The organism is Spiroplasma litorale, from assembly GCF_001267155.1.
GTDB classification, from domain to species: Bacteria; Bacillota_I; Bacilli_A; order Mycoplasmatales; family Mycoplasmataceae; genus Spiroplasma_A; species Spiroplasma_A litorale.
On record NZ_CP012357.1, the window covers coordinates 234217 to 249196 of the forward strand.

The window sequence follows — 14980 nt, forward strand, 5'->3', positions numbered from 1 at the left end:
TTATAAAATAAGGAGATAATATGAAAAAATTTTTTACTAGTGAATCAGTTTCAGAAGGACATCCAGATAAACTGTGCGATCAAATATCAGATGCAATATTAGATGCTTGTCTTGAACAAGACTCTAATTCAAAAGTTGCATGTGAAGTTTTTGTTACAGATAATTATTTAGTTATAGGAGGAGAAATATCTTCATCTGCTAAAGTAGATTACAAAGAAATTGCCAAATTTGTATTAAAAAGAGTAGGTTACAAAAATGGTGAAACAGGTATTGATCCTGAAAATTGTGAAATAGTTATTAAAATTAATCAACAATCAAAAGATATTTCAATTGGTGTTGATAAAGAAGATATGGGTGCAGGAGACCAAGGAATTATGTTTGGTTATGCAACAAATGAAACTTCAAATTATATGCCTTGTGCAATTCAATTAGCTCACGATTTAGTTCATCTTGCTTCAAAACTAAGAAAGTTGAATGAATTTAAATTTGCTCAGCCTGATATGAAATCACAAGTTACAATGGATTATGAAAATTTAAAAAACCCAAGAATTGATACAATATTGATGTCTATTCAGCATGATGAAAACTATGATGAAAAAGAATTTAAAAATTTTATCAAAGAAAATATAATGAATGTTATTGCAAAAAAACATAATCTAAATACAGATTTTAAAGTTTTGATTAACCCAACTGGTAGATTTGTTATTGGTGGTCCTAAAAGCGACACAGGACTAACAGGACGTAAAATAATTGTTGATACATATGGTGGTTATTCTAGACATGGTGGTGGAGCATTTTCGGGGAAGGATCCATCAAAAGTTGACAGAAGTGCTGCTTATATGGCGAGATATGTAGCTAAAAATGTTGTAGCTGCAGGTCTGGCGGACCAATTAGAAATCCAATTAAGTTATGCAATCGGAGTATCTAAGCCAATATCAATTTTTGTCGAAGCTTTTGGAACAAATAAAGTTCCGTATGCAATAATTTACAAAGCAATTGAAGAAACTTTTGATTTTAGAGTTCAATCAATTATTGACTCATTAGATTTAAAAAAACCGGTTTACTTTAGAACAAGTAAATATGGACATTTTGGTAAAAAAGAATTTAGTTGAGAAAGATTAGATAAAGTTAGAATTTTAGAAAGATATTTATAATGTATCTAGAAGTAATTGCAAAAGATTTAGAAGACGTTAAAGATATTAATAATACTAGTGCAAATAGAATTGAACTTTGTAAAGACTTATTAGTTGGAGGCTTAACGCCAGATTTTGATTTAATAAAACAAGCAACTGAATTATCTAAATTACCTATAAATGTAATTGTTAGAAGAACGCATGAAAATTTTGTTTATTCTAAACAAGAAAAAAAACAAATATTAGAAGACATTAGTTTTATAAAACAAACAAAAGCAAACGGTATTGTTTTTGGTGCATTAACTAAAAAAAATAAAATTGATATTAAATTTTTAAAAAAAGTTATTAAAGCAAAAGGTAATAAAGAAATAACTTTTCATAAAGCTTTTGATGAAGTTAATAATTTTGTCAAAAGTTATAAAATATTAAATAAATTAAATGTCACATCAGTTTTAACATCGGGAGGTTTAGATCTTGCAAATGGTATTGATATTTTAAATAAGTTAAAAAAACTAGATTTAAAAACCATAATTTTAGTAGGTGGAGGAGTAACGAAGGATAACTTTAGTAGCATAAAAAAAATATCAGGTTTTGTACACATTGGTAGACTTGCTAGAAAAAATAACTCCTGAGAACAACCGATTAATAAAGAAACAATAAATAATTTAATTAAAAAATAAATACTCATGAATATTCTTTTTATTAATACTTAAATAGGTTTTTTGTTTTAAAACTCTATAATAATAGTGTAAAATACTTATATGAAGTATTAATAAAAGGGGCGAAATAATAATGGAACGTATATTTTTTAATAATAACAAAAATTTAAAAGGCATAGTTGATGAAGTTTTTGTTAAAGAAGGGCAGCCAGTTAAAGTTGGTGATGTTTTAACAACAATTTCAACTCAATTAGAAAAAGTTAATGTAATATCACCAATTGATGGAGTTATCAAAAATGTATATATAATTGATTCGCTTATTGTATCTTGTAATGATACACTTTTTGAAGTTGTTACACACAATGAACTTTTAGAACTTACTAAAGAACCTAATAATATAAACGATACTTTAAGAGAAGGTCTTGATGAATTTAATTATTTTGATAATTTTGATAATGTTGAGTCAGACCCAATAGTTGATTCATTAGAAAAAAAACTAGATCAAGAAACTCAAATCGCTCCTAATAACTTAAATGATAAAATAATTTTTAATAATCATACATTACCAAGAACAGAAATAAACGTAAGTAAAAAAGAACATGATCTACTTAATAAAAATCTAGTTCAGATAAACGACTCAATCACTCAGGAATTAAGTTTTTTTACAAATAATACTTCATTGGAAATGGAAAATAATGTTTTTAAGGAAGAAACAAAAACATTTATTCCAAAATTTAATCAAGAAAATATTATTAAAGAAGAAATCAAAAAAGATTTAGAAAAAGAAAAAGAAAAATTTAATGATTTATTGGATAGCAAACGTTTAAGTAATTCTATAAATGAAAAAAATAATTACTTTGAAAAAAAAGATATAATTGATACTAAAGTCGAAAAAGACCTTAGCACTTTAAATGATTTTAATCAAGACAAAAAAACAAACTCTGAAATTAATGGGTCATTATATAAAGAAAAAGAAATAAATATTAAAAAAGACAATTTGCAATCAGAAAAAGTAGAATTTTTAAATACAAATTCATCAATTAATCTATCTTTAAATATAAATCAATTATTGAATCTTCAAGACATTCTTTATAAACCTTCATTTGAAAAAAACATAGAAATTAAAACTTCAACTCTTCTAATAAAAGCGTTAGCAATGTCATTGGATAGTTTAAATTTTTATGAAAATAAAGATGAAAAAAATATAACAATAATCAAAAAAACAAATACAGATTTTTTTAAAAAAACATTTAGTCATATTAATTACAATTTAAATATTTTTGATATTCAAAATATATTTAATAACTCTAATTTAAGCTATAAAAAAACCGATTTTGTTATATACGATTTTATAGAATATAGAAATGTTATATCAAGTTTTAATATATATGATGAATCTATTTTTTCAATCTCATTAAATAATATTAATCAACTTATTAATAATGATGGAACTATGTATAATAATTTAAATTTAAATATTTCATATAACAACAAGTTCGTAAGTATAGATAAAACTTTAAAGTTTATTGATGTTTTAACAAATTTAATAGAAAACCCAGGTTATTTAATTTAATTAAAATAAGGAGCATTTATGATAAGTGATTTAAATTTAGAAGCAAAAAGTGTAAATTTAACAGCAAGAATTGAAAGAGTTGTTTTATCAACTGGAAACAATGGTCTCAATTACTTAATAGTTCACCTAATTGATAAAACAGGTAGAATAGAAGCCAGATTATGAAATGTCTCTGATGATGATATATTAAATTTGAAAGCTGGTTCTATTGTTAAAATAGAAGCGAATATAAATAGTTATAGACACCAATTACAATTAAAAATAAATAACTATGTTATTATTCAAGAAGAAGAATTTGATGATTATAAAATCTCTCACGATATGTTCTCAATTAATGCTCCTTTAAATATAGACCAAAAATTTAAAGAATTATTAAATTTTATAGAGTCTTTAAAAAATGATAACTATAAAAATATTACAATAAGTTTATTAAAAGAGTATGAAGAAGATTTTAAAAACTATCCAGCAGCCGTAAGTATTCATCATAACGTCGTTGGTGGATTATTTTGACACAGTAGTTCAATTTTAGAAGCTGCAATGGCTCTAAAAAAAGTATATTCATTTATTGAAATTGATTGAGATTTAGTTTATTGTGGGGCTATTTTGCATGATATTGGTAAAGTAATTGAACTAGAGGGAAAAAATGCGAGTGAGTATACTTCAAAAGGAAAATTACTAGGACATATATCAATAGGAAGTAATTTTGTATTTGATAAAGCAAAAAGTTTGAAAATTGAATCTGAAGACACAATTAAGTTGCAACATGTTATATTATCAAGTCATGGAAAAAATGAATTTGGATCACCGATTGAGCCGTTACTGATAGAAAGCATAATTATATCAACATTAGATAGTTTAGATGCTCGGTTATATAGAGTTAATGAAGAGTTAAAAAAAGTGTCCAATAGTAATTGAACACCAAGAATATTATCTGAAGATGGAAGAAGTTTTTTAAGGCATTTTGAAAAACCTAAAAAAAACTAATTTTCCTTAAATTCAGATATTTTTTTATATATTTCAGATACAGGTAAATCATCTGTGTTTTTATTAATTTTAAATGTATATCCATCAGATTTAACATATTTTGGAATTATGTGCTCATGGTAATGAAATACAGTTTGAAATGCTTCTACGCCTTGATTTGATACATAATTATATCCTTTTGGTTTTAAAGATTTATTTAATATTTTTATAGCCTCTTTTTTTGTCTTCATAACTTCATATATTAAACTAATATCTGTACTTTCGAAATCGTCATAGTGTTTTTTAGGAATAACTAAACAATGACCTTCTGAGTTTGGAGATAAGTCTAAAAAACATACTGTGTATTCATTTTCATAAATTATGTTAGAGTTAATTTCTTTATTTGCAATCTTACAAAATATACAGCTTTGATCCATATTTGTTCACCTCAAGATTTATTTTATAATAAAAAAAACTAATTGAAATTGTCAATTAAAATTAACATTAAAAAGATACTTTCTCCATACAAATTTCGTATGGAGTTTTTTTATGCTTTAGAGAAGGTCTAACATAATTATAAAACTCTATATAGTGTGAGATAATTTTATAAATATTTGAATAATGTAGTTCTTTTACTTTATATGTATATATACATTCATTTTTAAAAGTCCCAAAAAAAGACTCACACGCACCATTATCTGGGGAGTTTCCTCTTCTTGACATAGAAATATTTATATTATTATTTTTACATAATCTTTCTCAAGTTTCATTTGTATATGGTGATCCTTGATCTGAGTGGATTATCTTTGGTGCACCTCTTTTTTTAATAGCGCTAATTAAATTTGTATGACATAATATATTATTAGAACTAACTGATAACTTTCAATCAATAATTTCTGAATTGAACAAATCCTTTATAACAGATAAATATACATTTCCATTAATACTTTTTATGTAAGTTACATCTGTTACTCATTTTTCATTTATGTTTTTAGATTTAAAGTTTCTATTTAGTAAATTTTCAAATCTTAATGGACCTGATTTATCATAGTTTGGAACTTTCTTTTTCTTCACTGCTTTTAAACTCATTATTTTCATATATCTATAAACAACTCAAGGTTTTAAACTTTTTTTAAAGTATTTGTTTAAAAACAAAGTTATCATATTATAGCCATATCTTTTTTTAAACAAGTAAAAAAGACATCTTATCTTAATTGCTAAAATTTTATTATAATTTTTATATTTTGGTTTTCCATTTTTGAGTCATTTTAAATATTCATACCTTGAAATTTTTAAATATAAACAAGATAATTTCAAAGAAAACATTTTTTTAACATTAAAAATGGCGAAGTACTTTTCCTTAGTTGTCTTCAGTAAATGCTTTTTTAAAGCTCTCCAGTTTCAAAGTTTCTCTTAAATCTTCAATGCACATATCATCAGGTTCTTTAAAAATTCAATCATGAGATTTAAATTTTTTAATATTTCCTTTTGCCTGGTTTCCGCTACCTCATTCAAGAGCGCCTTCACCTTTAACTTTTACCTCTGATTTTCATCTTTTAATTGTGCTAGTACTAATATCAAACTTTAATGCCGCATTTAAAATACCATTTTTTTTTGATTCATTAATTATATTAAGTTTTTCATTTTTTGTTCATTGTTTTGCCATATAAAAAGAACACCTTTCAATAAAATTTTAACAATAAAAGTACTTTTTTACTGTCGATTTTATTTTAGATGTTCAAATAAATAGGTTTTTTTTAGTCGTCCTTATCATCTTCTGTTTTAATATATTTACCAATTTCATTATATAGACCTGCATAATAAACTAAATCTTTATCAAGATATAATGAATAAAGTGAAGTTTTAGCTAATTCAGTTGAGACTGAATCTTTAGATACTAAATATTTTAATTGATTTAATATTGAATTTCTTTTAACACCTGATTTATCATTTTCAGAATTAATTAGTTCCTGGATATCTTTTGAGTGCAATGATTTATTAATATCTCTATTTCATATTTCTTTAAACTCATCATTATTACTTGATGATTTACCAAGACTAATTGTTTTTTCGTCTTCTGAACCTTTACCTTTATATTTATAAATGTCCTTAGTGTCATTACTTGAACCACCTAGTAACTCTACCATATAAACTGGTAAAACAATTACTATTTCTTCTAAGTTACCATTATCTTTATCAGTAAATGAATATTTTTCCGGACTTTTAAATACTACACCAGGTCCATGATTTCAATCTTTAATTGCAGTTTCAAAATTTGCCCCAGAAATTGGTGAATCACCAATTGAAGTACCATTGTTATATATTGTAAACCCTTTAAATCCACCTTGACCGAAATATGGATCATATGAAGTCTTATCGTCTTTATATGGAGTGTAATCTGCTTTTGAAGATGGACCTGCATTAAGATTGTTAAGTTCTTTTATAATATCTTTAATACTTTTATCAGACTTTAATTCACCTGTTGCTAAATCAATTAAATCTTTTAACTTACTTTTTAATTCAGTTTCCAAGTTTAGATCTTTTTTTGTATTATCATACTTAACAGATCAAACCATTTTAACATTTGTTTTCAACTTTTCATTAGTATTATTACTTCAAGATTGAGTTTTTGAAAAAATAGGTGATGCAGTATTTAAATAAATTCCTTTTTCACTATCGTTTTGCTTAACTTTAAACATATTTGCATCTAAAAATGATTTTGTTAAAAGATTTTCATTAATATCTTCAAGTAATTTTGATTCAAAGTATTGTTGGAATCTTAAATATAATGCAGTTTTTGCACTAATTTTTTCCTTACCATCTTTATCTAAAGCAAATTCAGTTTTTGTACCTGAACTTTCTGCTGAATACTCGTCAGTTAAGTCAATAATATTTGGCATATGTGATACTTGATCTTGATCATCATAATTTTTTATTTTTTCACCTGAATATTTTCAAACTTTAAATTTTTCGTCTTTATTTTCACGATTTTGACTTTTAAAGAAAACTACATTTTCGTATTTATTTTCCTTATCGATTGGATTAATTTTTACAGTTGAACCATCTATTAACTCAACAGTTGTTTCATTTACAATGTTTAAATCATATAAATATTTTGCTTGAGTATTAAAATCAAAATTTTCATTATTACTTAAAGCTTTTGTATATTCTAAGAATAAATTATCTTGAGCAATAGAACGAGTGTTAGATTCGTAAGAATTTTTAAAACTTTCTTCTAAACCGCCTTTATCATCTTTTTCTCATTTTTGTTGTCAACCAAGATCACTAATCATTTTATTTGATGAATCAAATGAATATTGAACTGATATTAATTCATTTATCATATTTACAACAATTTTTGTAACTTGATCTGAGCTAAAGAATGCCCCAAAATCCATATTCGCAATAGCAGCATCGCCTGAGATACTTGCAAGAAGTTTTTTAGCAAGGTCAGGATTTAATCTAGCTTTATCTGGTCTAACATCCCAAGAATTATCTTTATCACAAGAAACAACTATAGATGATGAAGAAGCGATAATACTAAAAGTTGCTAATAAACCTATTAATTTTTTCATTATTCATCACCTCTAATCACTTTACCCATGTTATTAAAATAATTATTCACAAAATCATTTTTTAGTGAAAAACTAACCATTTTGACCTTTTCTGCTTTTTTATCACCAGGTTTTCAAAATACTTTATTAGCAATTGATTTCAAATTATCATTAAAAACTTGATCGTTTTTTATTGTTTTTTTTGGGTAATCTGATTTATCTGATTGCTTCAAGATTTCTTCATTTCTTTTATTGAATTCATTAATAAAAGCGTTTGGTGGAGCTGAATCGATTATAGATTGTAAAGTATTTAACATAGTATTAAATCTATTCTCTAATGATTTTCCAACTTCATCTTCTGAGTTAAATACAACAAATTGTTTAACGAAATCTTCTTGTTTTGGATTATTAGTGCTGATAATTTTGAAATAATCAAAGATAGAAGATGATCAACTATATTTTGAAATATCAGTTGAAGATTCTACTTTAACTCATTCTTTTACTTCTTCCATTAAATCAAATGAAGTAGCGGCTCCATCAATACCTTTTATTAAAGAAGTATTTGCAAGATATTTTAAATAATTGTTATTAATATGTGTATTTAATTTATCATAGTATTTTGTATCATCAATTCCAGATTGGATATATGCAATTTTTTCATTATTTGTTAGTTTATGAAAATCTTTAAATGCTTCCAACTCTTTACGAGTATTGTTATTTATTGTTCCGCTTTCGATTCCTTTATTTGTTTCTAAATCTTTTGGTTCTGTATCATTTGATAAATAGTTATACCCGTCAATATTTATAATATGTAATCCTGATGTGTCAATTAATAATAGACGTCCATCATTTAATTCACCATAAAATTTGCTAGAGTCTGAACCACTTTTTCTTGATATATTCTCAATTGCAGTACCTAAAGTTTTTACGTCATTTTCGTCAAGTTTCAATGCTTTTAACTCTGCAAAGTTTTTCTCTTTTGCATTTTTGTTAAGAACATAATCGTAAACAGCTGTTCTAATATCTTGTGTAAAATCAGAACTATTTGAAAGTGTTAATAATTTATCATATTTTTTAACAGTAGCTTTCCCATTAATTGTATTTGAAAGAGAACCTTCAGACATTATTTTTCTTCAAGTTGAATTAGAAGTATCGTTATCAGCCTTTAATTCAATAGTTTCTTGATTACTATTTTGTAAAGATTTTAATAACTTTATAATATCTTTTTGATATTTATCATATGTTGTACTTTCAAAACTTTTTAATGAAATTCCGTCTTCAAATTTATGTTCATCTGCAAAAGGGATAGTTATCTCGCTTAAAGCAAGGGGAGCTTGATTTGTGTATCATTTATCCATGAAAAATCTTTGTGAATTACTTATAAAGCCTTTTCTTGAAGCAGCATCGGTAACTGTGAAGTTAGTTAAATCTAAAGGCACATCTGTTTTAATGTCTTCAACTTTTTTAACTTCATTTTGAACTTCTTTTCAATCTTTAAATTCAAATCCATATTTTGAAGCAGTTCATTCATCGCTTGATTTTCTACTTGAGTTGTATATTTGATTCAACATTTTTTGATCAGAAGCCAATATTGAGTTAACTTTATTTTCATCATCCCCAGCAGCTTTTAAGTTACGATATTTTTCTTGAACTGTTGTTCTAGAAACTCAAGTAACACCTTGTTGATCTGTGTTTAATAAAATATCTATTAATATTTTTGAAACATTGTTACTTGAATCATTCATTAATATGTCTGCTTTGTATTTTTTTTCTAAAAAGTCTCTATCCATATCTTTAGTGTCTTTTTGATAAACACTAAATTTATTTACAAGCATACTATTTCATTCGTTTTCTCATTTTCCAGCATAATCATTTTTATATTTGTCTTTTTCATTTTGAATTTGTCTGTCAACATCAGCTGATAAAGTTTTTCATCTATCTACTAATATTTTTTCTAAACCATTTATATAGTAAGGGTGTTCTTTGTTTAAGTTATACTCAGCTTTTTTATCTGAACCTTCACTATAATTTGATTCTGCATTTGCTAATAAAGACAAATTAATCATTTTAAGTAAATCTATAGAGAATTTTTCTCTATTTTTTACTCCTGATGAAACATTAATTAGTTTATCTAAAATATCATTAGCACCAATTTCTGCTTTACCATCTAATTTTTCTAAAAAATGGACCAAAATTGAATTACCATCGGCATCACTTTGGTCATATTTAGAAGTACATGCAACTACTATTTGTGAAGTAGTTGCTACTAACGAAACACTTGTTAACAGTGTCAGTAATTTTTTCAAATTATTCACTCCTTGAATTTTTTATCAAGATTATTATAATAAAAAAAATGACTAAATATTATATTATTTAAATTTAATTATTTAAATATAATTGTTTATTTTTTTTACTATTTAAATATAATTAATAATACAAAGGAAGTAAATATGCATAAATTAGAAGTAAAAAATTTATTTGTAAAAATAGAAGATAAAGAAATTCTTAAAGGAATAAATTTAACAGTAAAATCAGGAGAAATCCATGCTTTAATGGGGCCAAATGGTAATGGTAAATCTACATTATTAATGTCAATCATGGGGCATCCAAAATACGAAATTACATCAGGAGATATTTTAGTAGATGGTGAATCTATCTTAGATTTGTCAGTTGATGAAAGAAGTAAATTAGGCTTATTTTTAGCTATGCAAAACCCACAAGTTATTCCAGGAGTTACTAACTTAGAGTTTTTAAAGTATATTGTAAATGCTCACAGCGAGAAAAAAATGAAACTTCAAGAAATATACAAAGACATTAAAAGTCAAGCTGAAGAACTTGATTTTGACCTGCATTTGTTGAAAAGATTTGTTAATGATGGTTTCAGTGGAGGAGAGAAAAAGAAAAATGAAATACTTCAGTTAAAACTATTGAAACCAATTTTTAGTTTAATTGATGAAATTGATTCTGGTCTTGATGTTGATGCTTTAGAAGTGGTTGCAAAAAACTTAAACTCAATAGATTTAAGTGAAAGCGCTTTAGTGTTGGTATCTCATTACGACAGATTTTTTAAAAAAGTTATACCAACCCATGCTCATGTGATTATTAATGGCAAAATTGTAATAAGTGGAAATGATGAATTAGTGGAGAAAGTAAATAGTCAGGGTTATTCTTGAATTAAGGAATTAAATAATGAAAGTTCTAAATAATATAGAAAATACAAAAATTATTAATTTAAATGATGATATACCTAGTAACATAGAATTAAATGAAGACACAAATTATTTACTTTTCATAAAAAACTTAAATAGCGATATTACTTTTAACATAAATGATGCTGTGAAAACTAATGTTACTATTATTTTTTATAATTCAGATAATGAAGAAAATTCAAAATATAAAATTATTTTTAATTTAAATAATAATTCATTCATCGATCTTTATATTGCAAATGTAACTAATTATAATTCTGATGAAAATATCGTGGTTAACTTAAATGGAGAAAACTCTGGTGTTGAATATTATAGTTCAACAATAGCTAATAAAAACCTTAATAAAATTTCTGTATTAAATATTGAACATAAATATAGAAATACTTATTCTAATGTAAAAGTTTATTATGTTTTAAAAGACACTTCTAAGGGTTTCATAAGGTGTTCAAGCAATATTATAAAGGGATCATCAGGATCAGAAGCGCATCAAGAGTTAAGATTGCTTTTATTAGATGAAAAAGCCAGTGCAAATTCAGACCCAGTTTTACTAATAGATGAAAATGATATAATAGCAAGTCATGCAAATGCAATTGGTATGTTAGACCCAGATCAAATATTTTATTTAAAATCAAGAGGTCTAGATGAAAAAACCGCGCACCAATTAATTATTAATGGTTATTTTGAACCAATAATTAATACTATGATTAGTGATGATCAGAAAAATATGCTATCAAGTATTTTAAAGGAAATGATTTAATGAACTACAAAAGTTATTTTACTTATTTTAAAAATAACCAAAAGGAAATTTATTTTGACTCTGCCGCTACTTCAATTAAATTCGATGAAGTAATAAAAGCACAATCAGAATATGATTTAATTTATGCTGCTAATACACATAATAACTTATTTAAAAATGCGTATTTATCAAATGAAATGTTAAAAGAAACAAGATTAAAAATAAAAAATTTTATTAATGCACCAAGTGAAAAAGAAATTATTTTTACAAGTGGTACGACATATTCTTTAAATCAAATTGTTTTTGGAATTAAAAATGTATTCAATTCTGCAGATGAAATATTATTAACTGAACTTGAGCATGCTTCTAATCTTTTGCCATGAATAGTTCTTTCTAAAGAACTTAATCTTAAAATAAATTATTTAAAATTAAATGAAGATTTTTCAATAGACGAATCTGAATTAATCAAAACACTTAACAAAAACGTAAAAGTAGTTAGTTTTGCATTAAATTCAAATACCATCGGAATTAGAAATAACGTTGAAAATATTATTAAAATAATAAAAAGCTTTAATAAAAATATAATTGTTATTTTAGATTTAGCTCAATCAGTAATTCATAATAAAATTGATGTATCTAAATGAGGAGTTGACTGTGTTGCTTTTTCGACTCATAAAATGTTTGGTCCTTTTGGTTTAGGAGTTTTATGAGCAAAAGAAGAAATATTGAATTTAATGAACCCAATTGTTTATGGTGGGGGTAATAATATTGATATAACCAGAAATGATTATAGATTAGCGAATATTCCAGATAAATTTGAAAGTGGTACACTTAATCTAAGTGCAATCTATGCTTTTAATAAATGTTTGGACATAATTAATAAAATTGGCATTGATAATATTATTAATCATTCAAAAGAATTGAAAAGATATTTGAGAAGTAAAGTGAATGCTAATTTATATAAAAAGTTTGATTTTTATAATATTGATAATGATGAACCCATACTAGTTTTCAATTTAAAAAATGTAAATGCTCAAGACTTTGGTTCATTTTTAAATAAGAAGTACAACATATCAGTAAGGGTTGGAAAGCATTGTTCAAGGCTTGTAAACAAATTACTGAATACAAATTCTACTATTAGAGCAAGTTTCTCAATTTATAACACAAAAGAAGATATTGATAATTTTGTTTTAGCTTTAAATGATTCAGATAGTTGAATTGATGAAATTATATAAGGAGATATATGATTGATAAAAACGATAAAATTATGTTAAGACAAATAATTATGGAACATTATACAGCACCTGAAAATAAAAACTTATTAAATAATAAAGAAGCAATAATAAAATTACAAGATTCACCTACTTGTAGTGATGAAATTAATGTTCAATTGTTATTTGATTTAGATTGTATTGAAGATTCAAGGTTTGATGGTAATGCTTGTGCTATTGCAACAGCAGCTTCAGATATTTTATGTAATGGTTTAAAAAATAAAAATAAAAAAGAAGCATTAAAATATTTAGAAAATTATCACAAATTAATAACAACAGGAGAATGTGATGAAAACATTCTAGATGAATTAATTGTATTTTCAGATATTTATAAGCAAGGAAATAGAATTAATTGCGCTTTATTGGCAGCTGATGGATTTAAAAAAATTATATTAAATGAGGTTTAAGTATGAAAAAATTGAAACAAGAAAAAGAAATTAAAGAAATTTCAAATTATAAATACGGTTTTAACGAAGGAGAAGTTTCTTCTTTTAAAGTGGAAAAGGGTATAAACGAAGAAATAATCAAACAAATTTCAAGACATAAAAATGAGCCAGAATGGATGCTTGATTATAGACTTAAAAGTTTAAAAATATTTAATGACTTTCCTCAACCTAATTTTGGTCCCGACCTAAATTTTATAAATTTTGATGATTATTATTACTACACAGAAGGGGACAATAAAATTTCAAATGATTGAGATGATGTCCCGACAAATATTAAAAAAACTTTTGAAAGATTAGGAATACCAGAAGCCGAAAAAGAATTTTTATTAGGTATAAATGCACAATGAGATGCAAAACCAGTTTATGAAAATTTAAATAAAGAATTAGAAAAACAAGGAGTTATTTTTACTGACTGTGATACAGCACTTAGAAAATATCCGGAAATTTTTAAAAAATATTTTGGAATGATTGTTAAAAATAATGATAATAAGTATGCTGCTCTTAATTCTGCAGTATGAAGCGGAGGAACTTTTATTTATGTTCCAAGTGGAATAAAACTTTCAAAACCATTGCAAGCATATTTTAGAATTAACTATCAATTATCAGGACAGTTTGAAAGAACTTTGATAGTTGTTGAAGATGATGCTGAATTACATTACATAGAAGGTTGTACAGCACCAATTTATTCAAAAAACAATTTACATGCTGCCATTGTTGAAATATTCATTGGTAAAAGGTCTAAAGTTAGATACACAACCGTACAAAATTGAAGCGACAACGTACTAAATCTTGTTACAAAAAGAAGTTTAGTTGAAGAAGATGGAAGAATGGAATGGATTGATGGAAACATTGGTTCTAAAATAAATATGAAATATCCTTCATGTATATTAAAGGGTGATAGATCTCAAGGCGATACTATATCTATTGCTGTTGCAAAAAAAGGTGTCTATCAAGATGCGGGAAGTAAAATGATACATTTAGGTAAGGAAACAAAATCTAAAATAATCTCTAAATCAATAACGTTCCAAGGAGGTACTGCAAATTATAGAGGGCTTGCTTATATTGGACCAAATGCGATAAATTCAAAAGCTAGAGTTGAGTGTGATACTCTAATTTTAGATAATCAATCTCATTCAGACACAATTCCACAAAATAAGGTTCATAATAATAAATCTCAAATTGAGCATGAAGCAACAGTATCTAAAGTTAGTGAAGAACAATTGTTTTATTTAATGTCTAGAGGTTTGAGTGAGCAACAAGCATTAGAAATCATAGTTATGGGCTTCTTAGAACCTTTTACAAAGGAATTACCACTTGAATATGCAGTTGAACTAAACCAATTAATTAAAATGGATATGGAGGGATCTGTGGGTTAAAAAACCATACAAAAAATGTATGGTTTTTTTATATATTAAATTTTTTATATAAATTTCTAT

Annotated in this window: 14 protein-coding genes; 9 read left to right on the plus strand and 5 right to left on the minus strand. The window is 25.2% G+C overall.

Annotated features, from left to right (window positions below; all coding sequences use genetic code 4):
* The first annotated feature begins 20 nt into the window (after nucleotides 1–20).
* The 4 genes from metK to SLITO_RS01210 all read left to right on the plus strand — a co-directional run bounded on the left by metK (nucleotide 21) and on the right by SLITO_RS01210 (nucleotide 4349).
* Nucleotides 21–1154, plus strand: coding sequence for a methionine adenosyltransferase (gene metK, locus SLITO_RS01195; protein WP_075057971.1), 1134 nt, complete (start codon nucleotides 21–23; stop codon nucleotides 1152–1154).
* Complete coding sequence (locus SLITO_RS01200; RefSeq protein WP_075057972.1) at nucleotides 1154–1813, plus strand: copper homeostasis protein CutC; 660 nt, start codon at nucleotides 1154–1156, stop codon at nucleotides 1811–1813. The genes metK and SLITO_RS01200 overlap by 1 nt, the downstream gene beginning before the upstream one ends.
* A gap of 112 nt (nucleotides 1814–1925) precedes the next feature.
* Complete coding sequence (locus tag SLITO_RS01205; RefSeq protein ID WP_075057973.1) at nucleotides 1926–3365, plus strand: biotin/lipoyl-containing protein; 1440 nt, start codon at nucleotides 1926–1928, stop codon at nucleotides 3363–3365.
* Nucleotides 3366–3383: 18 nt separating this feature from the next.
* The gene (locus SLITO_RS01210) at nucleotides 3384–4349 is read left to right on the plus strand and encodes a 3'-5' exoribonuclease YhaM family protein (RefSeq protein ID WP_075057974.1); all 966 of its coding nucleotides are present in this window, start codon (nucleotides 3384–3386) and stop codon (nucleotides 4347–4349) included.
* Here the strand turns inward: SLITO_RS01210 and SLITO_RS01215 are convergent.
* The 5 genes from SLITO_RS01215 to SLITO_RS01230 form a co-directional block, all read right to left on the minus strand.
* Complete coding sequence (locus tag SLITO_RS01215; RefSeq protein WP_075057975.1) at nucleotides 4346–4765, minus strand: HIT family protein; 420 nt, start codon at nucleotides 4763–4765, stop codon at nucleotides 4346–4348. The two genes, SLITO_RS01210 and SLITO_RS01215, sit on opposite strands and share 4 nt — an antisense overlap.
* A gap of 67 nt (nucleotides 4766–4832) precedes the next feature.
* A complete protein-coding gene (locus SLITO_RS01220; RefSeq protein ID WP_083433329.1) occupies nucleotides 4833–5654 on the minus strand; it encodes an IS3 family transposase in 822 nt (273 codons plus the stop codon).
* 34 nt (nucleotides 5655–5688) lie between these two features.
* Nucleotides 5689–5994 (minus strand): hypothetical protein, encoded by a 306-nt coding sequence (locus SLITO_RS05800; RefSeq protein WP_083433330.1) that lies wholly within the window; start codon nucleotides 5992–5994, stop codon nucleotides 5689–5691.
* A gap of 91 nt (nucleotides 5995–6085) precedes the next feature.
* On the minus strand, nucleotides 6086–7903 hold the full coding sequence (locus SLITO_RS01225; protein ID WP_075057976.1) for a lipoprotein: 1818 nt from the start codon (nucleotides 7901–7903) through the stop codon (nucleotides 6086–6088).
* Nucleotides 7903–10188 (minus strand): lipoprotein, encoded by a 2286-nt coding sequence (locus SLITO_RS01230; RefSeq protein WP_075057977.1) that lies wholly within the window; start codon nucleotides 10186–10188, stop codon nucleotides 7903–7905. The genes SLITO_RS01225 and SLITO_RS01230 overlap by 1 nt, the downstream gene beginning before the upstream one ends.
* 144 nt (nucleotides 10189–10332) lie before the next feature.
* Between SLITO_RS01230 and sufC the strand changes: the two genes are divergently transcribed.
* The 5 genes from sufC to sufB are packed head-to-tail and all read left to right on the plus strand — an operon-like array spanning nucleotide 10333 to nucleotide 14920.
* Nucleotides 10333–11088, plus strand: a complete 756-nt coding sequence (gene sufC, locus SLITO_RS01235; protein ID WP_075057978.1) for a Fe-S cluster assembly ATPase SufC — start codon at nucleotides 10333–10335, stop codon at nucleotides 11086–11088.
* The gene (locus SLITO_RS01240) at nucleotides 11072–11848 is read left to right on the plus strand and encodes a SufB/SufD family protein (RefSeq protein WP_075057979.1); all 777 of its coding nucleotides are present in this window, start codon (nucleotides 11072–11074) and stop codon (nucleotides 11846–11848) included. The genes sufC and SLITO_RS01240 overlap by 17 nt, the downstream gene beginning before the upstream one ends.
* Nucleotides 11848–13062, plus strand: coding sequence for a cysteine desulfurase (locus SLITO_RS01245; protein WP_075057980.1), 1215 nt, complete (start codon nucleotides 11848–11850; stop codon nucleotides 13060–13062). The genes SLITO_RS01240 and SLITO_RS01245 overlap by 1 nt, the downstream gene beginning before the upstream one ends.
* Nucleotides 13063–13070: 8 nt before the next feature.
* On the plus strand, nucleotides 13071–13505 hold the full coding sequence (locus SLITO_RS01250; protein WP_075057981.1) for an iron-sulfur cluster assembly scaffold protein: 435 nt from the start codon (nucleotides 13071–13073) through the stop codon (nucleotides 13503–13505).
* Nucleotides 13506–13507: 2 nt separating this feature from the next.
* Nucleotides 13508–14920, plus strand: a complete 1413-nt coding sequence (gene sufB, locus SLITO_RS01255) for a Fe-S cluster assembly protein SufB (protein WP_075057982.1) — start codon at nucleotides 13508–13510, stop codon at nucleotides 14918–14920.
* The last annotated feature ends 60 nt before the right edge of the window (nucleotides 14921–14980 follow it).